Genomic DNA, 21295 nt, shown 5'->3' on the forward strand with positions numbered 1-21295 from the left:
CTCGGCATCGAACAAGCGGGGCCCGCCGCGAGACGGACCCCGCCCATATTCAAGCGCTGCGCCGCCCCTCGCCGGACGGCTCTTTGCCCCGCTCTTTAGCACCACGCGCCAACACGGGCGCGAGCGCTTGCCCCGTATGGCTATCTCGCACGCGCGACAGCGTTTCGGGATCGGCGGCGGCGACGATCGTCCCGCCGCCCGCTCCACCCTCGGGTCCGAGGTCGATGATCCAATCGGCCTCGGCGATCACATCGAGGTCGTGTTCGATCACGATGACGCTATGTCCCGCATCGACGAGCCGGTGCATGACACGGATCAGGCGCGCGACGTCGGCCATATGCAGGCCCACGGTGGGTTCGTCGAGCACGTAGAACGTATGCGGCGCCTTTTGCCCGCGGCGCGTGACGTCGTCTCTCACCTTCGCGAGTTCCGTCACGAGCTTGATCCGCTGCGCCTCGCCGCCCGATAACGTCGGCGAGGGCTGCCCCAGCGTCAAGTAGCCCAAACCCACGTCTTTCATCAACTGCAGCGGATGGGCGATGCTCGGCATCGACGCGAAGAACTCCACCGCTTCGTCGATCTCCATCGTCAACACGTCGCCGATGTTCTTGCCGCGCCAGGTTACCGCGAGGGTCTCGGGGTTGAAGCGCTGTCCATGACAGACGTCGCACGGTACTTTGACGTCGGGCAAGAAGCTCATGCCGATCGTGCGCACGCCTTGTCCCTCGCATGCCGGGCACCGTCCCTCGCCGGTATTGAACGAGAAGCGCGAAGCGGCATAGCCGCGCGCTCTCGCCTCGAGCGTATCGGCAAACAGTTTGCGGATCGTGTCCCAGACGCCGATGTAGGTCGCCGGGCACGAGCGCGGCGTTTTGCCGATCGGCGTCTGATCGACTTCGAGCACGCGGTCTATCGCTTCGAATCCCGTGACCGAGGCGCATCCCTGCCAATTGTGCGTCACGTTCAAGGGCGCGCGCGTCGCGCTCGCGTTTGCGTAGCGGCTAGGCTGGGTACGCGGCTTCGCCGCGGCGCGTTCGCCTTCTTGCGCCGCCTTGCGGGCGCGGCGCGTGGCCGGCGATGACAGCACGGAACGGCCGACGGCATCGAGCAGGTTCGTCATCAGCACATCGCGCGCGAGCGTCGATTTACCCGAACCCGAGACGCCGGTCACGGCGACCAACCGCGCCAGCGGGATGCGCGCGGTCACGTCGCGCAAGTTGTGCAGCGATGCCCCGTGCACGGTCAGCCATTGGTCGGGCACGGCCGCCTTCGCCGCATCGCGCACTTCGCGGCGCGGCTGCAGCGGATGCACGATCGGCCGAGCGAGAAATTGGCCGGTCAGCGAATCGGCGTGCTCGGCCAAGTCTTTCACGCTGCCTTCGGCCACGAGCCGGCCGCCGCGCTTGCCGGCGCCCGGTCCGATGTCGATGATGTGGTCGGCTCGCCGGATCGTGTCTTCGTCGTGCTCGACGACCACGAGCGTATTGCCCTTCTCGCCGAGCTGATGCAGCGCATCGAGCAAGATGCGGTTGTCGCGCGGGTGCAAGCCGATCGTCGGTTCGTCGAGGACATAGCACACCCCTTGCAAGTTGCTGCCGAGTTGCGCCGCGAGCCGGATGCGTTGCGCTTCGCCACCCGACAAGCTAGGCGCCGCACGGTCGAGGCTCAAGTAGCCCAGCCCCACTTCTTCGAGGAAGCGCAAGCGGCTCGCGATTTCACTGACGACGTCACGCGCGATCTGCGCATCGCGCCCGGACAGCGCGATCGCATCGATCCACGCACGCGTGTCCGACACGGTCCAGCGTCCCACGTCCACGATCGAGCGGCCATCGAAGCGCACCGCGCGTGCCGTTTCATTCAACCGCGTGCCGCCGCAATCGGGACAAGGCGTATCGACCACGCCTTCGATTTCCTGCTCCTCCGAAGGCAGCGTCTGCTCGCGGCCACGGCCGTCGTCGGCGCCAAGTACCGTGTCGTCGTATGCAGCGCGCTGTTCGCGCGTAAGTGCAAGGCCCGTCCCCACGCAGCTCATGCACCAGCCGTGCTTGCTGTTGTAGGAGAACATGCGCGGATCGAGTTCGGGATAGCTGGTCGCGCACACGGGGCACGCGCGCTTGACCGACAGCACTTCCATTTCGCCGATGCCGACGGTCGAGCGCTTCCCGGCCAGCGCGTCGGCCAAGCCGTCGAGCGGCGCGAGCAAGTGCACGACGCCCTTGCCCACCTCGAGCGCCGCATCGAGCGCGCGGCGCAACTCGGCTTCGTTGTCGGCCGAGATCACGAGATCGGCAACGGGCAACTCGATCGTATGCTCGCGGAAGCGTTCGAGCTTCGGCCACGGATCGACGGGCAAGAACTCGCCGTCGACGCGCAGATGCGTATGGCCGCGCGCCTTCGCCCACTTCGCCAGATCGGTGTAGATACCCTTGCGGTTGACGACGAGCGGCGCGAAAAAACCCACGTGTTCGCCCGCGTAGTCACGCAGCAATTGCGCGGCGATCGATTCGGCGCTTTGCGGCTTCACGGGCGTACCGTCGTGCACGCAATGCTGAATGCCGAGCTTCACGTAGAGCAAGCGCAAGAAATGCCAGACTTCGGACGTCGTCGCAACGGTACTCTTACGGCCCCCGCGCGACAAACGCTGCTCGATCGCAACGGTCGGCGGGATGCCGTAGACCGCGTCGACCTCGGGCCGTCCCGCGGGCTGAACGATCGAGCGCGCATAGGCATTGAGCGATTCGAGGTAGCGGCGCTGGCCCTCGTGGAACAAGATATCGAACGCGAGCGTCGATTTGCCCGAGCCCGACACGCCCGTCACGACGTTGAACTTGCCATGCGGGATATCGACGTTCAGGCTCTTCAAGTTGTGCTCGCGCGCATTGACGATACGCACCACATCGTCGCCCTCGACCGCCCGGCGCGCACGCGCGGCCGCCAGCGCCGATTGCAACGGCACACCGGCCGCGAAGGCCTCGGCATCGCCCTCGACCAACGTCTCGTCGTATTGCTTCAACGCATGGCCGGTATGCGAGGCCTCGCACGCCTTGATATCGTCCGGCGTGCCGACGGCAACGATGAGGCCACCCTCGTCGCCGCCCTCCGGGCCTAGATCGATGATCCAATCGGCCGCGCGTATCACATCGAGGTTGTGCTCGATGACGATCAGCGAATGTCCCCGCGCGAGCAACTTGCCGAAGGCCCGCATGAGCTTGGCGATATCGTCGAAATGCAGGCCCGTGGTGGGCTCGTCGAACATAAACAAGCGCCCGCCCGGCGTGGATTCCGCACCGATCTTGCCGCTCGTCTCGGCGAGAAAGCCCGCCAGTTTGAGCCGCTGCGCCTCGCCGCCCGATAGCGTCGGCACGGGCTGGCCGAGCTTCACGTATTCGAGCCCGACATCGACGATCGGGGTAAGCACGCGCACGACCTCGGCATCGGCCGAAAACAGATTCACGGCTTCGGTTACGGTCAGCTCGAGCACGTCGGCAACGGAGAGCGCGCGTCCGCCGCGTTCGATCGTCACCTCGAGGACTTCGGCGCGGTATCGGCGGCCGTCGCAATCGGGACAGCGCAAATAGACGTCCGAGAGGAACTGCATCTCGACGTGTTCGAAGCCCGAGCCGCCGCAGGTGGGGCAACGCCCGTCGCCCGAGTTGAAGCTGAACGTGCCCGCCGCATAGCCGCGCTGCAACGCGAGCGGCGCTTTCGCGAACAGCTTGCGAATTTCGTCGAAGGCGCCGACGTAGCTGGCGGGGTTCGAGCGCGCGGTCTTTCCGATCGGCGATTGGTCGACGAAGACGGCGTCCGCGATCAAGTGCGCGCCGGCCAAGCCGCGATGCGCGCCGGGCGCCTCGGTCGCGCGGCCGAGATGGCGGGCCAGTGCCGGATACAACACATCTTGCACGAGCGTGGACTTGCCCGAGCCCGACACACCGGTGACGCATACGAGCCGTCCGAGCGGGATCTCCGCCGTCACGTCGCGCAGATTGTGCTCCGTCGCACCTTCGAGCACGAGCCGAGGCGTATCGGTATCGACGGGTCTGCGCGCCCATTGCGCCGCATCGCCCACGCGCTTGCGCGCACCGAGGTATTCGCCCGTCAATGTCGGAGCGGACCGAATATCGGCCGGCGTGCCGTCGAATACGATCGAGCCGCCGCGCTCGCCGGGGCCTGGGCCCATGTCGATGAGGCGATCGGCCGCGAGCATCACCGACGGATCGTGCTCGACGACGACGAGCGTATTACCCGCATCGCGCAGCCGCCGCATGGCTTCGACGATCCGGTCGAGATCGCGCGGATGCAAGCCGATGCTCGGCTCGTCGAGCACGAAGAGGGTCTTCGTGAGGGAGGTGCCGAGCGCCGTGGTCAGATTGATCCGCTGGACTTCGCCTCCGGACAGTGTCCGGCTTTGCCGATCGAGCGTCAGATAGCCGAGGCCGACGTCGCATAGGTAACGCAATCGCGTGCGCACTTCGGCGACGAGCAGTTTCAAGGCGTCGTCGAGCAATGCGCTCGGCAGCGTCAGTTCGTCGAAGAAGCGGCGAATCCGGCCGATCGGCAGCAACATCAAGTCGTGCACGGTCAAGCCCGGCAGCGCTTCGAGTTGCGCGCGCGTAAAGCCCACGCCATGCGGCATGAAACGCGCCGCCGGATCGAGCACGACGTCGGCGTTTTGCTTCGTGCCGAGGCGCCAGAGCAACGATTCGGTCTTGAGCCGCGCACCGCCGCACGTTTCGCACGGCGTGTAGCTGCGATACTTGGACAAGAGCACGCGGATGTGCATCTTGTACGCTTTCGATTCGAGGTAGTTGAAAAAGCGCCGCACGCCGTACCACTCGCGCTGCCATTCGCCGTTCCAAGCCGGCGAACCGTCGATGACCCACTCGCGCTCGGCGTCGGTCAACTCCGACCAAGGGGTCGTCGTGCGAATACGCGCACGCGCCGCATAGCGCATGAGATCGTCCTGACACTCTTTCCAAGCCGGCGTTTGCATCGGCTTGATCGCCCCGCCCGCCAGCGTCTTGCGCACATCGGGAATCACGAGCCCAAGGTCGACGCCGATCACGCGGCCGAAACCGCGGCACACGTCGCACGCGCCATAGGCCGAGTTGAACGAGAACAAGCCGGGCTGCGGATCCGCATAGCGCAGATCGCTCTCCGGGCAATGCAAGCCCGTGGAGAAGCGCCAAATGCGCGGGGCTTGCTCGACGTCATCGGCAGTAGCGTCGCCATCGGGCAGCACGTAGACATTCACGCGGCCCGCGCCTCTCTTGAGCGAAGCCTCGATCGCTTCGACCGCGCGCGCCTTGTCGGTCTTGCTCAGGCGGAAACGGTCGGCCACGACGTCGAGCACCTTGCGCGTCCCGGCCGCCGTGCTCGCCTCGCGCTCGGCTTGAATGCGCGTATAACCGCTCGCCGACAGCCACTGCGTCACCTCCTCGGCGCTCGTTTGCTCCGGCAATTCGACGGGGAACGTCACGACGAGCCGCTCGTCGCGCTCGGCCGTGCGGGCGAGCAATTCGGCATAGATCGTTTCGGGCGTGTCGTGCCGCACGGGCACGGCCGTCGCCTTGTCGAATAGCTGAGCGGCGCGCGCATAGAGCAATTTCAGGTGATCGTTGAGCTCCGTCATCGTGCCGACCGTCGAGCGCGAGCTGCGTACGGGGTTCGTTTGATCGATGGCGATCGCCGGCGGCACGCCATCGACGCGATCCACCTGCGGACGATCCATCCGATCGAGAAACTGCCGCGCATAAGCACTAAACGTTTCGACGTACCGGCGCTGCCCCTCGGCATAAAGCGTGTCGAAGACGAGGCTCGATTTACCCGAACCCGACGGCCCCGTAACGACGGCCATCTCCCCCGTACGCAGGTCGAGATCGATATTTTTGAGATTGTGTTGACGAGCTCCGCGAATGCGGATGACGCCGGATGTCATGGGACGTGTCCTTTCTACGCGCTATACCGAACGATGCGTACCGTCATTCGAGATAAGACAGCACGCCAGGGGTGCAATGATAGTCCTGCGCGGCCAAGTTGGCCGGCGACAAACGCGACGCCTCGCGCTTTGTTCGACGAAGAGGCCGCCGACGAACCGCGAACCGAGGATTGGTCGAAATGAAACCGATAAATTAGTGACAGCCACTGACGGACAGCGCCTGCGCGACCCGCGCTTTCAGCACGGGCAGCAATTCGCGCTCGAACCACGGATGGTGCTTGAACCAGCCCTGATTGCGCGGCGATGGATGAGGCAACGGCATCCGCGACTCACCATAGTCGCGCCACGCCTTAACCGTTTCGGTCAAGCTCGCGCGGCGTTCGTCGCCGAGGAACCGCCGCTGCGCGTAGGCGCCGACGAGCAACGTCAGTTCGACGTGCGGCATTTGCGCGAGCACTCGGTCGAGCCATAGCTCCGCGCACTCGCGGCGGGGTGGCAAGTCGCCCGAAGCCCCGCGGCCGGGATAGCAATACCCCATCGGGACGAGCGCAACGGCGCTGGGATCGTAAAAGCGTTCGGGTCCGATGCCGAGCCACTCGCGCAAGCGCTCGCCGCTTTTGTCGTCCCACGGAATTCCCGATGCATGTACCCGCGCACCCGGGGCCTGGCCGATCACGAGAATGCGCGCATCGCGCCCCACTTGCAAAACGGGTCTAGGCCCATGGGGCAGGTGCGCTTCGCAGGCACGGCATGAACGAATATCGGCGAGCAGCGACTGCAATGCGGTGCGGGACGAGGAGGACATCGGAAAAAGCGGTATTTCAGTGATGTGCGAGCTTGCGCGCGAGGTACTCGCGCAACACGACCGCTTGATTGTGCTCGCGGTCGCGCGCGCCGAACAGCAGCGTGACGGGCCCTTGCTTGGCCGCCTCGATAATCGGCTGCCACGACGCCGGATTGGCATCGAGTTCGGCGTGGTAACGCCGTTGAAATTCTTGCCAACGCGTGGGCTCGTGCCCGAACCAACGTCGCAGTTCCGTGCTCGGCGCGACGTCGCGCAGCCACGCCTCGATCCCGAGCGACGCCTTGCTCACACCGCGCGGCCACATACGGTCCACGAGAAAACGCGTCCCGCCGTCCGCCCCGGGCGGATCGTAAGCGCGGGCAATATCGATTCGATTGTGCTTCACGGCCATGCTCCCAACGCTATCGCGGCGCGGTGTCAGTGCCGCGGCGCGCGTTAGACCTGACGCAGCGTCGCATCGAGCGCGTGCGCCGCGCTGCGATCGCCTTCCGTCGCGAGCGTCGCCCGGAAAACCGTCTGCCGATTGTGGCCGACGGCGGCCGGCGAGTCCCATAACAGTTCCACTTGCGAACGGCGTGCCCACCCGCGTCCGCGCGCGCCGGCCTCGCCGCCCTGCCCCGCGGCCGCGAGCGTGCCATCGGCCAGGGGCGCGTGCGCCAGCGGACGCTCGCGCTCGATGGCCGAGGCCGCCGGCCATTTAACCGAAAGTTCTCGCGCGTCGTATTGGCCGAGTTTGCGGCTTTCGACCCAGACGACGACCGTACGCGTCGCCGCATCGATCGATACCGCATACCGGCCGATCGCGAAGCGCCGCGCCGCGACGTTCGTCCGCCATAGTGCGCGCGGGCGGCAAATCCAAAGAACGGCCGCGTACAGCGCGGGCGCCGCGACGAGCCAGCCGTTCGTTTCGGCGATCGCGGTGACCGTACGCCTGCCGCCCGCCGCCCAGACGAACACGCCGATCGACCACAGTGCGAACAGCAGACACAAGAACGCAAATAGCCGCAAAGCCTGCCGCAACCACTGCGGAAGCGGATGGAACGGCCGCTCGGCGCGGGCCCGCGCCCCAGGCAGCACGATCAGCAAAAACAGAAAGACGCCGTTGATGGACGCCCACGGCGAAGACGCCATGGCAGAGAGCGACTCGCCATAGCCCATCTGCGACATGGAGTAGAGCCAGCGCGCGAGCAACACTAGACCGATGGCGCGCAGCGTAAACATCGTGCCGGCGCCGGGGGCCGGATCTGTGCGCGTGGGGGTCGCTCTCGCCAAGACGCTCTCCTAAGGTCAGTCGAATTCGCCGCGGTTTCCGCGGCAGCAGCATTATAGGGATTTGGGCGCCGCCTTTCCCACTCCCAGCCCGAGCCCGCTCACAGCGGGTACGCCGCCGCAGGCCGATAAAAACAACACGCCCCGCATGCCGCAAGGCAGGCGGGGCGTGTGCCCGGTGAAGCCCCAACGCGCGAGACGACGGCCCGCGCGCTGTGGTATCGGGCGCTTAACCGGCGGCGACTTCGCGCAGCACCGTGCGGCGCTTTTGACGCAGCAGGTTTTCGTACGACGCGAGGTAATTCTGCGCCATCACCTTCGACGTGAAGCGCTCTTCGAACGCCTTGCGCACGTTCTCGCGCGGCAGCGACGACAAACGCTTGACGGCGGCCACGGCCGACAGCTCGTCTTCGACGACGAAACCCGACACGCCGTTTTCGATCACCTCGGGCACCGAGCCGCGCTTGAACGCGATCACCGGCGTACCGCACGCCATCGCTTCAATCATGACGAGACCGAACGGCTCCGGCCAATCGATCGGGAACAGCAGTGCGTGGGCGCCACCGAGGAATTCGGCCTTCTCCGACTCGCTGATTTCGCCGATGTATTCGACGTGCGGCAGCGAGAACAGCGGCTTGATCTGCTCTTCATAGTAGGCGCGGTCGGCCTTGTCGAGCTTGGCGGCGATCTTGATCTTCATGCCGGCCTTCTCGGCGATGCGAATGGCCGTGTCCACACGCTTTTCCGGCGAAATGCGGCCGAGGAATGCGAGGTAGCTCGGCTCGATGTCTTTGCGCGGCGTGAGCAGGTTTTCCGGCAGGCCGTGATAGACCGTCGAGAGCCAGCTTGCCTGCGGTAGCGGCATGCGCTGATTATCGGAGATCGAGACGACCGGCACGTCGTTGAACGTGTTGAAGATCGGCTGCAGTTCGGGCAGGTCGAGACGGCCGTGCAACGTCGTCAGATGCGGCACCGGCTGGCGCGAGAACAGCGAAAACGGGTAGTAGTCGATGTGGAAATGCAGCACGTCGAACTCTTCGGCGCGGCGGCGCACTTCCTCGAGCAGCAACATATGCGGGGCCATCGTGTCGCGGATCGACGGATCGAGACGCAGCGCCTGCGGCCAGAACGCTTCGAGCTTCGCCGACGTCTTGGAATCGCCGCTCGCAAAGAGCGTGACGTCGTGACCGAGTTCAACGAGCGCTTCCGTCAAATACGACACCACGCGCTCCGTTCCGCCATAGAGCTTTGGGGGAACCGCTTCGTGCAAAGGAGCGATTTGAGCGATCCGCATAGTGATGGACTCCTAATAAAAATTCAGGCAAATGTATTGACGTTGTTTGGAAGCGAATCGCCCGCTCCAGCATCAGGCCGCAGCAACCCATCCCGCGGGATGGGTGCGATTCGCCCTTGGCCGTCGACGACACTGCTCGATCGATCTTGGGGCTACGCGCCACAGACGTTAAACGCACGGCTCGCCCAACCGTTGACGACATGCGTCAAAATCCCTTAGGGCAAACCCGGATCGATTATCCAACCGGTTTCATGCTGCGCCGCACGAGATTTCAAACTCTTTACGTTGTTACAGACCGGATACATTTCGCCCGACACGCTCACCGGTACCGCGCCTACAGTACGGCGATGCACCGAGCGCGCCCGGCCGGCACGCCACGCGTGCAACGCACGTGCCCGCCGATGGCGCGAAGGACGCCGCCGGGCCATCCGATCAAGCCCCAAATACCGCCAAATACCGCAATTCCCCGGTCACATTTGCGCGGCGTTTGGACATAACCGGCTATTGTATCGGAAAATTACGGTTAGCTTCGATCGAGCTTTCGTTCGAGACGCGCACCGAACTTGCTCCATGGAACCGGGACGATGCGCTGCCGCAAACCGGCGTTGTGCATACCCAACGCTCGTCGTGAAGCCCCGGGGAAGTTCCGCGGATGTTTACAATGGCGGCGTGCCGCACTATCTCGTTATTGCTCGAGATTGGCTGCCGGTACGCCACTCGCAGACTATGCTTTGATGACACTCGCTTCGCGTGCCTCGCACGAACCACAATTGGAACATTTGACCGTCGCCGAACGTAACGCGCGCAACGCCCGGCTCTCGAGCTATGCCGACCGCCCGCTCGCGTTCTTGCTCAGTTACATCCGGCGCCACCCCGTCTCCCACGCGATCGTGCTGGCGAGCGTCTTCGCCGCCGTCGGATGCGCGCTCGCCTCGCAATACGCGATCAAGCATTTGATCGACGTGCTGGGCATGGGCCGGCATCATCCTGGCCCGCTCTGGGGGGCGTTCGCGATCCTGGTCGGCCTCATCGCCGCCGACAATTTGTTGTGGCGCATCGGCGGCTGGGTCGCCGCGCATGCATTCGTCGACGTAACGGGCGACTTGCGCCGCGACCTGTTCCAGTACTTGACCGGCCACTCGCCGACCTACTTCTCGGAGCGTCAACCGGGCACCATCGCGAGCCGCATCACGGCCACCTCGAACGCGGTTTACACGTCCGAGAACACGATGGCCTGGAACGTGTTGCCGCCTTGCATCGCCGTGATCGGCGCGATCGTCATGATCGTGACGGTCAACCCGGTCATGGCGGGCTCGCTCTTGCTGTGCTCGGCCGTGCTGGCCGTGGTGCTCTTCAAGCTGGCCGGACGCGGCTCGTCGCGGCATCACCACTTCGCGACGAAAGCGGCGGCCGTGGACGGTGAGCTCGTCGACGTGATCGGCAACATGGCGCTCGTACGGGCCTTCGGCATGACGCTGCGCGAACAGCGCCGCTTCGGCGAAACGGTCAAGGCGGAGATGGATGCGCGCCAGCAAAGCCTGTTGTATTTGGAACGTCTGCGCCTGCTGCATGCCGTCATCACCGCCTTTCTCTCGGCCGCACTGCTCGGCTGGGCGCTTTGGCTATGGACGCAGGGACGCGCGACCTCGGGCGACATCGTGCTCACGAGCTCGCTCGGCTTCACGATTTTGCACGGTACGCGCGATCTGGCCGTGGCCCTCGTCGACGTGACGCAGCATATCGCCCGGCTCGCCGAGGCCGTCAAAACGCTGCTGCAGCCGCATGGGATGCCCGATCGGGAAGACGCCGTGCCGCTCGTGACGCACGGCGGACGCGTCGATTTCGAAGGCGTGACGTTCGCCTATCCGCGCCGCAAGCCGATTCTCGATCAGTTCGATCTGCACATCGAAGCCGGGCAGCGCGTGGGGCTCGTCGGCAAATCGGGGGCCGGCAAATCGACCGTCCTCGCCCTGCTGCAACGCTTTTACGACACGCAAGGCGGCTCGATCAAGATCGACGGTCAGGACATCGGCGCCATCACGCAAGACAGCCTGCGCCATGCGATCGCGCTCGTGCCGCAGGACATCGCGCTCTTTCATCGGACGGTTTACGAGAATATCGCCTACGGCCGGCCCGAGGCGACGCGCGAGGAAGTGCACGCCGCCGCCCGCGAGGCGCGCTGCACCGATTTCATCGAGGCGATGCCGGAAGGCTTCGATACGATCGTGGGCGATCGCGGCGTCAAGCTCTCGGGCGGTCAGCGTCAGCGGATCGCCATCGCCCGCGCCATCTTGAAGAACGCGCCGATTTTATTGCTCGACGAAGCCACCTCGGCGCTCGACAGCGCATCGGAAGAAGCGATCCAGCAGGCCCTCGACCGGCTCATGGTCGGGCGCACCGTCATCGCCATCGCCCACCGTCTGTCGACGCTGCAAAACTTCGACCGGATCATCGTCATGAGCGCCGGCAAAGTCATCGACGACGGCTCGCCCGAAGCATTGCGCAACCGCCCCGGGATCTATCGCGATCTGCTCGCCAAACAGCACGGCAAGGCGGCGCTGCACCACCCCGGCGGGCATAAGGTCGACGAACACGTCGCCTGAATTCGCTCTTTAGACAAAAAGGCCCGGCGCATCATGCCCGGGCCTTTTTCGTTCAAGCCGCCACGCGCTTGCGAGCCGTCTTCGCGCGCGTTGCACCGGCCTTCTCCGGTTGCGCGTTCGTCGCCGGGCGCCGCCCAGGTTCGTGCGCCAGGTCGCGCAAGAAGGTGTCGCGCCACACCGAGACGTTATTGCTGCGCAACTGGGCGATCATGTCGCGATAGCGCGCACGCCGCTCGGCGAGCGGCATCGAGAGCGCTTGGGCGAGTGCCTGCGCCATGCCGTCGATGTCGATCGGATTGACGATCAAGGCGCCGGTCAACTCGTCGGCCGCGCCGGCGAAGCGCGATAAAACCAGCACGCCCGGGTCGTCCGGATCTTGCGCGGAGACGTATTCCTTGGCGACGAGGTTCATCCCGTCGCGCAAAGGCGTGACGTAGCCGACGTGCGATTGCCGGAACAGCGCGGCCAGCACCGATCGCTCGTACTGCCGGTGGATGTAGCGGATGGGCGTCCAATCGAGTTCGGCGAAACGGCCGTTAATGCGTCCGAGTTCCGACTCGAGCCGCAGCCGGATGTCTTGATAGGCATGCATGTCCGCGCGTGTGGGCGGAGCGATTTGCACGTACGACACGTTGTTGCGGCAGGCCGGAACTTGATCGAGCAATCGCTCGAACGCACGGAAGCGCTCGACGAGCCCCTTCGAATAATCGAGTCGGTCGACGCTCATGATCAGTTTTCGCTCATGCAGCGTCTGGCGCATCATGCGTACGGACTTGCCGCGCGAGCCCGACTTGGCGAGCTGCGCGATTTCGTCGGGGTAGACGCCGATCGGATAAGCCGCCGCGCGCAGCGAACGCCCGAAGGCACGCACGCGTGCCGGCGAGCCCGCGACGAACGGTGCGGCATCTGCCCCGCCCTCGATCTCGCCGGCAGCCTCATGCACCACGTAGTCGCAAAACGCGCGGACATCCGCTTGCGTTTGGAAGCCGAGCAAATCGAACGAGCACAGCGCCTCGACGAGCGCACGGTGCGGCGGGACGGCCAACAGCACTTGGGCGGCCGGAAACGGGATGTGCAGAAAGAAACCGATCCGATTCTCGACGCCCGCCACGCGCAGGGCCTGCGCGAACGGGATTAGATGATAGTCGTGCACCCAAATGACGTCGTCGGGCCGCAGCAACGGAACGAGTTGCTGGGCGAGCCACGTATTGACGCGCCAATAGCCTTCGAAGTCGTGACCGTCGTACTGGATGAGATCGGCTCGATAGTGAAACGCGGGCCACAGCGTCGCGTTCGAAAAACCGCGGTAGTACTGATCGTAGTCGCGCCGCGCAAGCCCGATCGTCGCAAACGTGACAGGGCCCTGCTCGACGAGCTGCAACTGCGGCTGCCCCGACGAGACCACCTCGCCGCTCCAGCCGAACCACATCCCGCCCGTTTCCTTGAGCGCGTCGTAGACGCCGACCGCCAAGCCGCCGGCGGCCGGACCGCCCTCCGAGATCGGTGCGACCCGGTTCGAAACGATAATCAGACGACTCATGATCGATGCTGTGCGGCGGCGACGATATCGGCGAGCCAATCGACGAAGGCGCCGACCGACTCCACGCGCGAGCGAGCCGACGTATCGCCCGCGCCGACTTTGATGGAGAGCCCGCCGCGCTCGTTGACGACGGCGAACGCCTTTTCGTCGGTCAAATCGTCGCCCGCGAACACGGGCTTGCGTCCGGCAAAGGGCGGCTCGTCGAGAAAAGCCGTCAGCGCGCGCCCTTTATCGACGTTTTTCGGCTTGATTTCGAAGACCATTTTGCCGGGCTGCAAGACGTACGCGTCCGCATGCTCGTCGACGAGACGCTGCGTGGCCTCGCGAGCGGCCGTTTCAGCGAGCGGCGCGTTCCGGTAATGCAATGCGAGCGCGGCGCCCTTGATTTCGAGCAGCGTTCCCGGATGGGCGCGGACGAGTTCCTCCAGCACGCGCTCCATACGCAACAAGCGCTCGTCGTTAAAGCCCAGCCGGACCGTATCGCCGCTCGCGTCGCGCCGCTCGGCCCCATGCAAGCCGGCCACGGGCAAGTCGGGCATGCCGAGGAACGCATCGATGCTGTCGATGCCGCGGCCCGACACGACGGCAACGGCGCCGCGCGTCAAACGCCGCAACTGCGCCAGCGAATCGACGACGGCCGGCGGCACGATCACGCCGTCCGGCGTGGGAGCGAGTTCGACGAGGGTGCCGTCGAAGTCGAAGAAGAACGCCGTCTCGCTGGGAGACAGAAAAGCCGGTAAAGATTGCATCAGCTTGGTTCGTGTGACGGCCTCATGCGGCTCGTAGCCGCGAGAAACCGGAAAAGTTTGCGCATCTTACCGCGCCTGCGTCGCCTTTTCGAGCAACCGTGCCTCGAAACCGGCGCGACCGCGCCGAATGACGCATCGCGGCTCCCTCCCCGAATGTTGCCTGGTCCTGCGACATAATGCCTCGCCATGAGGCGCCCCGCGCCCATGAACGGCAAGTGTCAGCTATTTACGCTATATTCGCTCGCTCGCAACGGCACAGCCGCCGCTGCTCGTATCAGAGTAGCCTCGGTGTCGCCCCTCCCTCTCGAGCCACGCATGCCGCGCGTCGAACCGACTCCCTTCGCTCCCGCTTATAACCGCGATAACAACGCCACCCCCGCGCGGCGCGTTCGCCCCCGCACGCGGGTGCTGCGCGGCCTGATCGGGCTTGCCTGCGCCGCGCTCGCCGCGAGCTGCTCGCACGACGAGGGGCACTGGCAACTGACCGATGTGACGGGGCATCTTCCCGATCTCGCTTTCAAGCTCACCGAGGACACGGGCAACAACGTGACCGCCACGGCTTATCGCGGCCAGACGACGCTCGTCTATTTCGGTTACACGCATTGCCCCGACGTCTGCCCCGAAACGATGGCCCGCCTCATGCAAGTATTGGCCAAGCTGCCGGCGCACGATGCGAGCCAGGTGCGGATTCTCTTTATCTCGGTCGATCCGGCACGCGACACGCCCCAATCGCTGCATGCCTATGTCGGCGCGTTCGATGCCGCGCACATTCGGGGCCTGACCGGCACCGATGCGCAAGTCGAGTCGCTGGCCAAGCGCTATCGCGTGGCGTACCAAATGGAAAAGCGCGATCCGAACGGGAGCTACGAGGTGACGCATAGCTCGGCCGTCTATGTCTTCGATCGCGACGGACGGGCACGGCTGCTGGCGACCAGCAGCGACACCGCCGACGCGATCGCGCACGATCTGCAACGCATCATCGAGCACGATGCTTAAACGGAAGCCGCAATGAACTTGCTTTACTGGCTCGATCCTTGGGAACCATCGCCGACAGTCGTCGTCGCCATCCTTACGGCAGCGATCCTCTATGCGCGCGGCGCGAGGCATGCGCGCGTATCGTTGCAGCGCCGGGTGGCGTTCTGGTTCGGGCTCGTCGCGCTCTATATCGCCCTGCACACGCGGCTCGATTATTTCTTCGAGCATGAGTTCTTCATGCATCGGTTGCAGCACCTAGTGCTCCACCACCTCGGCCCATTCTTCATCGCATGGTCGTATCCGGGCGCCGCGCTGCGCGCGGGCATCCCGTTCAACTGGCGCCGGCGCTTACGTCCCGCCGCACGCACGCAGCCGGCGCGTTTCGTTCTGAACGCCGTGTTCCATCCGGTCGTTGCCGTCGTGCTGTTCGTCGGGCTGATCTACTTTTGGCTGCTCTCGCCGATCCACTTCAAGGCGATGCTCGACTGGCGGCTGTACCGCATCATGAACTGGAGCATGGTCGTGGACGGCTTGCTGTTCTGGTGGCTCGTGCTCGATCCGCGTCCGGCTCCGCCCGCGCGTTTGGCGCCGGGAAGGCGAATCATGATCGTCGTTGCGGCGATTCCGCCGCAAATCGTGCTCGGCGCTCTGATCTTCTTTACGCCGCGCGAACTCTATCCGATCTATTCGATTTGCGGACGGGCTTTCACGTGGATCAGCCCGATTCGCGATCAGCAGATCGGCGGCCTGCTGCTCTGGATCCCGGGATCGATGATGAGCGTGTTCGGCGCGCTCATTGCCTTGCGCCACTGGATGCGGCTATCGGCACGTGAGCGGCTGATCGAGGAACGCCGTCGCGAGGCGCCCGCGCCTAGCCCGACGGCCGCCCCCGCCGCGCACGCGCATTAATGCGTCAATACCGTTCGACGCTAGACGGAGCGCATCCAGATATGCGGGATGCCGTCGTCGTCATGCACCTCCGAGATCGGCTCGAAGCCGAACGCGCCATAAAACATTTGCAGATGCGCCTGGGCGTGCAGCTTGATCGCCGCCTCGGGCCATTGGGCCACGATGTACTTGAGCGCTTGTGCCAGCATGGCGCTACCCAGACCGATGCGACGAAATTCCGATGTCGTCAGCACGCGTCCGATGCGGATGTCGGTGTCCGTTTCGTCCGGCAATAACACGCGCAGATAGCCGGCTAGCTGCGGGGCGCCGGCATCGTTCGAATAGGCGAACAAATGCCACGCGCCTTTGTCGAGTCCATCCACATCGTTGTAGACGCATTGCTGCTCGACGACGAAGACGGCGTTGCGCGCCGCCAGCATGTCGTAGGTTTCGTCGGCCGTCAGTTGAGCGAACGGCTTCCAGCGCCATTCGAGCGATTCGTGCGTTTGCTGCGTTTCGTGGGTGACGTCGGCCATGGGCAAGTCCTAGGGAAGTAGAGCCGAACGATTATCCCGCGACATTGGGACGAATGCCAGGCAAGCCGGCGATTGCCAAGGCGCGTACGATGTTCGCTGGCGGCGACCGCCGCGTGGCTTTTCTTGGGTGCCAGGCCGATGAAAGACGCAATGAGCCCCGCGCCGATCGAGACGATTCTCTTTGGTGCCTTCGATCGGCACAACTTCGGCGATCTGCTTTTCCCGCACGTGTTGGCCCGAATGCTGCCGGGCCGGCGGCTGCGGTTCGCGGGTTTGGCGGGACGCGATCTACGAGAATTCGGCGGGCATCGCGTCGAAGCGATTGCGACGCAACTCGGCTCGACGGGCGACCAATCGTTCGACATCGTCCACGTAGGCGGCGAGTTACTGACTTGCGACGCGTGGGAAGCAGCCGTCATGCTCGCACCCGAAGACCAAGTGCACGCGCGCATCGGCGCGCAACGGGAGTGGTTGCGCCATCCGCGCGAATGGGCGCTCGCTAATCTAGGCCTACCGGCGCATGCCCCATACGTCTTGTCCAAAGCGGATTTCTCTTGCGCGCGCCGGGTACTGTTTAATGCGGTCGGCGGCGTCGAACTCGGGGAGCGCGACGCGCTCATGCGCGCCGAGGTGATCGACGCACTGAAGCATGCCGACGACATTACCGTGCGCGACGCCGTCACCCAACGCCTACTCGAAGCGGAAGGCATCGCGACGCGGCGCCTGCCCGACCCGGCGGTCATGGTCGCAGAACTTTTCGGCGAGACCGTGCGCGAGCATGCCATGGGCGAGACCGTATCTTCGATCCGAGAAGCATGCCGGAACGGCTATCTCGCCGTGCAGTTCAGCGCCGACTTCGCCGATGACCGGACGCTCGACGAAATCGCCACGCAGCTCGATACTGCCGCGGCTTCGAACGATCTAGGCGTCGCCTTCTTTCGCGCGGGCATCGCGCCGTGGCATGACACGCTGGAAGCCTATGAACGGACGCGGCTGCGCATGCGAACACCGTCGGCCCGCCTCATGGCGTCGGCGAATCTTTGGGATATCTGCGCCGTAATTGCCGGTAGCCGCGCCTATTGCGGCAGCAGCCTTCACGGCAGTATCGTCGCGGCCGCCTTCGCCGTGCCGCATTTAAATTTGCGCCACCCTGCTCGTACGACCGCGCACAGCAAGCAGACGGCATTCGCTCGCACGTGGGAGGACGCGTCAGCGCCCGGCGAGGTCGGCGTGCCATACCTCGCGCAGGGCATCGCCACCGCGCTCGGCGTCGATCGGCGGCGGCTGGAGCGCCGCGCACAAGCGCTCGTCGACGACTATCGAGCCGGCTTCGAACGTGCCGTCGCGCTCACAGGTTGACGCACGGGCAGGTGCTAAGAAGAGCCGCCCGTCGCAGCGTCTACGATAACGGCGCTTAGCCGCCGTGCCGCATCGATCATCTGCGCGTGGCTGAATCCGCCGAAACCTAGGACCAAGCCCGGCCGCGCCGTACCGGGCGCGAACATCGGCGAGACAGCGCGGACCGAAACCCCGGCGCGGACCGCCGCCTCGGCGACGAGGCAATCGTCGACGCCGGGCGCCAGCCACAGGACCAGATGCATACCTTGATCGCCCGGCTCCACCCAAGCCACATCGCTGGGCAACAGCGCCTCGATCGTCTCGATCAGCTTCGCTCGATAGACCGCGTAGACGTTGCGCACGCGACGCACGTGGCGCTCCAGATGCCCCTCGGCCAAGAATGCCGCCAGCACATATTGATCCGCGTTGGGCGGATGACGGTCCATCAGCACGCGCGCGCCGCAAAAGGCATCGACCAGCGTATCGGGAACGATCGCGTAGCCCGCCCGCAACGAGGGGAACAGGATCTTGCTGAACGTGCCGAGATATACGACCCGCTCCGGCTCCAACCCCTGCAACGACGGAAAAGGATAGCCCTGGTATCGAAGTTCGCTGTCGTAGTCGTCCTCGACGATCCACGCATGGGCGGCCCTCGCCCATTCGAGCAACGCGCCACGCCGTGCCATGCTCATCGGCATACCCAACGGATACTGATGCGAGGGCGTCACGAACGCCGCCCGCGCGCGCGGCGCCATGTCGATCCCGGCCCGAACGTCGATCCCTTCGGCGTCGACGGGTACGCGTATCGTCGTCTCCCGATGCCCCCTGCTTTCGAGCACGGCGGTAACGCCGCGATAAGCCGGGTTTTCCGCCCAGACTTGATCGCCGGGCGCCAACAGGACCTGACTCGCGAGAAAGAGCCCTTGCTGGGTGCCGCTCGTCACGATGACTTGGCCTGGCTCGCAGCGGACGGAGCGCGACTTTCGAACGTAGTGGGCGATCGCCTCGCGCAAAGCCCAAGCCCCGAGCGGATCGCCGTATCCCGCGGGCGCGCCGGGACCCTTCGCGCGCAGCTTGTTGCCGAGCTTGCGCCAGACATCGCCTGGCGCCGTCGATTCCATCGGCACGGACACCGCGAACGGAACGGGCGCGAGGGGCTTGAATTCGCGAGCGATACGCGCGAACGACGCCGCCGGTTCAGGCAAGCCCATCGAGTCCTTCGCCAAGCGAGCCGCACGCTCCTCGCTCGGCGCCGGCGAAGGTGCTCGATGCGCCGATCTGCTGCCGCGCGAACGAGCTTGCTGCGGCCCCGGCAGCGCCATGGCGACGCACGTGCCGGAGCCCGCCTTCGCCGTCAAGAATCCTTCTGCAATGAGCTGTTCGTAGGCCGCGAGCACAGTGCCGCGCGAGACGCCGAGCGCCACGGCCAGCAATCGTGTCGAGGGCAACGTATCGCCGGCTCGAAGCTCGCCTTTGCGCACCGCCTCGCGCAACGCCTGCATCACCTGACGGCTCAAATTCCCCACCGAGGGATCCAAGGTGCCGATCGACGGAATATCGGCGATTCGAGCCGTCCTCGCCATAATTGTGGCCCACAAAAATCAACATAAATTGGACCTATAGCATAAGCCACTTTACTTGCACAATCGCGGTAATCCATTCGGAGTCATCGCCCATCCACACCGTTGCCTCGTAGAGAAACTCATGTACATTCCCGCCGATTACAACGAACCTCGCGTGGAGGTCTTGCATGCGTGCATCGCGCAACATCCGTTTGGGATGCTCGTCACCCACGGCGTCAATGGGCTCGATGCCATCCACATTCCGTTCGAACTCGACACGCAAGCGGGCGGGCTCGGCATCCTGCGCGCGCATGTGGCCCGGGCGAACCCAGTCTGGCAGGATGTCGCGAACGGTGACGAGGTGCTCGTCGTGTTCCGGGCGGCGGATGCCTACATTTCGCCGAACTGGTATCCGAGCAAGCACGAGACGCACCGCGAAGTGCCGACATGGAATTACATCGTCGTCCATGCGCATGGGCGCATCACGGTTCGCGACGACACCAAATATGTGCGCGGGGTCGTCGCACGGCTCACGCGCACGCACGAGGCGGCGCAGCCTCGACCGTGGAAGATGGGCGATGCGCCGGCCGACTACATCGAGACGCTGCTGAGCGAGATCGTCGGATTGGAAATCGAGGTCACCCGCTTGGTCGGCAAAAGCAAGCTAGGCCAAAACAAGGACGCGCGGGACATAGAAGGCGCCGGAGAAGGACTGCGTGCCAGCGGACACTGTGTCATGGGCGATGCGATGCTTGCGGAAGCCGCGCGTAAACGCAACAAGTAGCCTGGCCCAAGTCACACGACTGGCCAGGTCGAACGCAAGAAAATTGACCCTGGCGAACAGTGCCCGATCGACAACAATCGAGTCTCGCCATTTATTCAAAGAGCCATGATGTCGGCCAATACTTTTTTCTCAGCCAATCTTCTGCTTGCCTACACCGCGTATTTCGTCGGCACCGCCAGCCCGGGACCGAGCAATCTCGCGATCATGTCGATTGCGGCCAATAACGGTCGCAAAGCAGCGCTCGCATTCGCAGCGGGCGTCATTTCCGGCTCGATGTTTTGGGCGAGCATCGCGACGGTAGGCATTTCGGCGGCCTTGATCGCCTATTCGCACTTCATCGTCGCGATCAAAATCTTCGGCGGTGTTTATCTGCTGTGGCTCGCTTTCAAATCGGGCCGCACGGCGCTCTCGGCGACGGCTGGCGGTGCGCTGGAGCGCGATCGTCCCGCCACTTTGAAGGCGCTCTATGTCAAAGGCGCGTTGCTGCATTTGACCAATCCGAAAGCCATCTTGGTCTGGGTGTCGATCGTCGCACTTTCGTCCAATAGCTCCGGCGCGACGCATGGCGCCGTCATTCCGGGTTGCGCGGTAATCGGCACGTTCGTCTTCAGCGGATACGCCGTGCTGTTTTCCATCGACCGCGCCCGGCGCATTTACAAGCGCACGCGTCGCGCGTTGGAAGGCTGCCTCGCGGTCGTTTTCGGGGTGGCCGGCGTGCGGCTGCTCGGTTGGTCGTCGACGTAAATCGAGGACACTGGACGAAGATAATCGAAACGAGCACGGCGGCGGTTCATGGCGCCGTTATCGCAAAAGAAAAAACCCTGACGAGCCGAAGCTGGTCAGGGTTTTTATTTGGAGGCGCGAGCCGGAGTCGAACCGGCCTACACGGCTTTGCAGGCCGCTGCATAACCGCTTTGCTATCGCGCCAAAACCGGATGCACCGGAGTATCGACGCCGCGCAATGCGCGCGGACGTTCCGGCTGTTTGTTTAGCACACTCACCGTGACGGGCCGC

General features: G+C 64.7%; 15 protein-coding genes and 1 tRNA gene. 6 read left to right on the top strand and 10 right to left on the bottom strand.

What is annotated here, in order from left to right; translation table 11 throughout:
• Positions 1-49 precede the first annotated feature (49 nt).
• The 5 genes from uvrA to DXT59_RS03930 all read right to left on the bottom strand — a co-directional run bounded on the left by uvrA (position 50) and on the right by DXT59_RS03930 (position 9306).
• Positions 50-5938 (bottom strand): excinuclease ABC subunit UvrA, encoded by a 5889-nt coding sequence (uvrA, locus tag DXT59_RS03910; RefSeq protein ID WP_116135623.1) that lies wholly within the window; start codon positions 5936-5938, stop codon positions 50-52.
• Between the two features lie 193 nt (positions 5939-6131).
• A complete protein-coding gene (locus tag DXT59_RS03915) occupies positions 6132-6743 on the bottom strand; it encodes a uracil-DNA glycosylase family protein (RefSeq protein ID WP_116135624.1) in 612 nt (203 codons plus the stop codon).
• 16 nt (positions 6744-6759) lie between these two features.
• On the bottom strand, positions 6760-7134 hold the full coding sequence (locus DXT59_RS03920; RefSeq protein WP_116135625.1) for a DUF488 domain-containing protein: 375 nt from the start codon (positions 7132-7134) through the stop codon (positions 6760-6762).
• A 44-nt stretch (positions 7135-7178) separates the two neighbouring features.
• Positions 7179-8015, bottom strand: a complete 837-nt coding sequence (locus tag DXT59_RS03925; RefSeq protein WP_116135626.1) for a hypothetical protein — start codon at positions 8013-8015, stop codon at positions 7179-7181.
• Positions 8016-8241: 226 nt separating this feature from the next.
• Positions 8242-9306, bottom strand: a complete 1065-nt coding sequence (locus DXT59_RS03930) for a glycosyltransferase family 4 protein (RefSeq protein ID WP_116135627.1) — start codon at positions 9304-9306, stop codon at positions 8242-8244.
• A 734-nt stretch (positions 9307-10040) separates the two neighbouring features.
• On the opposite strand from DXT59_RS03930, the gene DXT59_RS03935 reads away from it, so the two are divergent.
• The gene (locus DXT59_RS03935) at positions 10041-11909 is read left to right on the top strand and encodes an ABC transporter ATP-binding protein (protein WP_240324389.1); all 1869 of its coding nucleotides are present in this window, start codon (positions 10041-10043) and stop codon (positions 11907-11909) included.
• A 52-nt stretch (positions 11910-11961) separates the two neighbouring features.
• Here DXT59_RS03935 and otsA read toward each other — a convergent pair whose 3' ends face one another.
• Positions 11962-13449, bottom strand: a complete 1488-nt coding sequence (gene otsA, locus DXT59_RS03940; RefSeq protein WP_116135628.1) for an alpha,alpha-trehalose-phosphate synthase (UDP-forming) — start codon at positions 13447-13449, stop codon at positions 11962-11964.
• The gene (otsB, locus tag DXT59_RS03945) at positions 13446-14198 is read right to left on the bottom strand and encodes a trehalose-phosphatase (RefSeq protein WP_116135629.1); all 753 of its coding nucleotides are present in this window, start codon (positions 14196-14198) and stop codon (positions 13446-13448) included. The genes otsA and otsB overlap by 4 nt, the downstream gene beginning before the upstream one ends.
• 315 nt (positions 14199-14513) lie before the next feature.
• On the opposite strand from otsB, the gene DXT59_RS03950 reads away from it, so the two are divergent.
• Complete coding sequence (locus tag DXT59_RS03950) at positions 14514-15194, top strand: SCO family protein (protein ID WP_116135630.1); 681 nt, start codon at positions 14514-14516, stop codon at positions 15192-15194.
• Between the two features lie 12 nt (positions 15195-15206).
• On the top strand, positions 15207-16082 hold the full coding sequence (locus DXT59_RS03955) for a cytochrome c oxidase assembly protein (protein WP_116135631.1): 876 nt from the start codon (positions 15207-15209) through the stop codon (positions 16080-16082).
• Between the two features lie 20 nt (positions 16083-16102).
• Here DXT59_RS03955 and DXT59_RS03960 read toward each other — a convergent pair whose 3' ends face one another.
• The gene (locus DXT59_RS03960) at positions 16103-16597 is read right to left on the bottom strand and encodes a GNAT family N-acetyltransferase (protein WP_116135632.1); all 495 of its coding nucleotides are present in this window, start codon (positions 16595-16597) and stop codon (positions 16103-16105) included.
• Positions 16598-16735: 138 nt separating this feature from the next.
• Between DXT59_RS03960 and DXT59_RS03965 the strand changes: the two genes are divergently transcribed.
• The gene (locus DXT59_RS03965) at positions 16736-17956 is read left to right on the top strand and encodes a polysaccharide pyruvyl transferase family protein (protein ID WP_240324390.1); all 1221 of its coding nucleotides are present in this window, start codon (positions 16736-16738) and stop codon (positions 17954-17956) included.
• A 14-nt stretch (positions 17957-17970) separates the two neighbouring features.
• On the opposite strand, the gene pdxR is transcribed toward DXT59_RS03965, so the two are convergent.
• Positions 17971-19518: a MocR-like pyridoxine biosynthesis transcription factor PdxR gene (pdxR, locus tag DXT59_RS03970; RefSeq protein ID WP_116135633.1), complete on the bottom strand. Its 1548-nt coding sequence runs from the start codon at positions 19516-19518 to the stop codon at positions 17971-17973.
• 121 nt (positions 19519-19639) lie between these two features.
• On the opposite strand from pdxR, the gene DXT59_RS03975 reads away from it, so the two are divergent.
• Both DXT59_RS03975 and DXT59_RS03980 read left to right on the top strand, forming a co-directional pair.
• A complete protein-coding gene (locus DXT59_RS03975; RefSeq protein ID WP_116135634.1) occupies positions 19640-20281 on the top strand; it encodes an FMN-binding negative transcriptional regulator in 642 nt (213 codons plus the stop codon).
• Between the two features lie 108 nt (positions 20282-20389).
• Positions 20390-21025 (top strand): LysE family translocator, encoded by a 636-nt coding sequence (locus DXT59_RS03980; RefSeq protein ID WP_116135721.1) that lies wholly within the window; start codon positions 20390-20392, stop codon positions 21023-21025.
• Positions 21026-21134: 109 nt separating this feature from the next.
• On the opposite strand, the gene DXT59_RS03985 is transcribed toward DXT59_RS03980, so the two are convergent.
• Positions 21135-21208: transfer RNA gene (locus DXT59_RS03985), tRNA-Cys, on the bottom strand.
• Between the last annotated feature and the right edge of the window lie 87 nt (positions 21209-21295).

It is taken from the genome of Trinickia diaoshuihuensis, from assembly GCF_003390925.1.
Lineage (GTDB): Bacteria > Pseudomonadota > Gammaproteobacteria > Burkholderiales > Burkholderiaceae > Trinickia > Trinickia diaoshuihuensis.

Bases quoted from the DNA above. Each gene is read 5' to 3' on its own strand.
- DXT59_RS03975 (WP_116135634.1), top strand. From the start codon at position 19,640: ATGTACATTCCCGCCGATTACAACGAACCTCGCGTGGAGGTCTTGCAT.
- DXT59_RS03955 (WP_116135631.1), top strand. From the start codon at position 15,207: ATGAACTTGCTTTACTGGCTCGATCCTTGGGAACCATCGCCGACAGTC.
- otsB (WP_116135629.1), bottom strand. From the start codon at position 14,198: ATGCAATCTTTACCGGCTTTTCTGTCTCCCAGCGAGACGGCGTTCTTC.
- DXT59_RS03960 (WP_116135632.1), bottom strand. From the start codon at position 16,597: ATGGCCGACGTCACCCACGAAACGCAGCAAACGCACGAATCGCTCGAA.
- DXT59_RS03935 (WP_240324389.1), top strand. From the start codon at position 10,041: ATGACACTCGCTTCGCGTGCCTCGCACGAACCACAATTGGAACATTTG.
- DXT59_RS03950 (WP_116135630.1), top strand. From the start codon at position 14,514: ATGCCGCGCGTCGAACCGACTCCCTTCGCTCCCGCTTATAACCGCGAT.
- DXT59_RS03915 (WP_116135624.1), bottom strand. From the start codon at position 6,743: ATGTCCTCCTCGTCCCGCACCGCATTGCAGTCGCTGCTCGCCGATATT.
- DXT59_RS03980 (WP_116135721.1), top strand. From the start codon at position 20,390: ATGTCGGCCAATACTTTTTTCTCAGCCAATCTTCTGCTTGCCTACACC.
- otsA (WP_116135628.1), bottom strand. From the start codon at position 13,449: ATGAGTCGTCTGATTATCGTTTCGAACCGGGTCGCACCGATCTCGGAG.
- DXT59_RS03965 (WP_240324390.1), top strand. From the start codon at position 16,736: ATGAAAGACGCAATGAGCCCCGCGCCGATCGAGACGATTCTCTTTGGT.
- pdxR (WP_116135633.1), bottom strand. From the start codon at position 19,518: ATGGCGAGGACGGCTCGAATCGCCGATATTCCGTCGATCGGCACCTTG.
- DXT59_RS03930 (WP_116135627.1), bottom strand. From the start codon at position 9,306: ATGCGGATCGCTCAAATCGCTCCTTTGCACGAAGCGGTTCCCCCAAAG.
- DXT59_RS03920 (WP_116135625.1), bottom strand. From the start codon at position 7,134: ATGGCCGTGAAGCACAATCGAATCGATATTGCCCGCGCTTACGATCCG.
- uvrA (WP_116135623.1), bottom strand. From the start codon at position 5,938: ATGACATCCGGCGTCATCCGCATTCGCGGAGCTCGTCAACACAATCTC.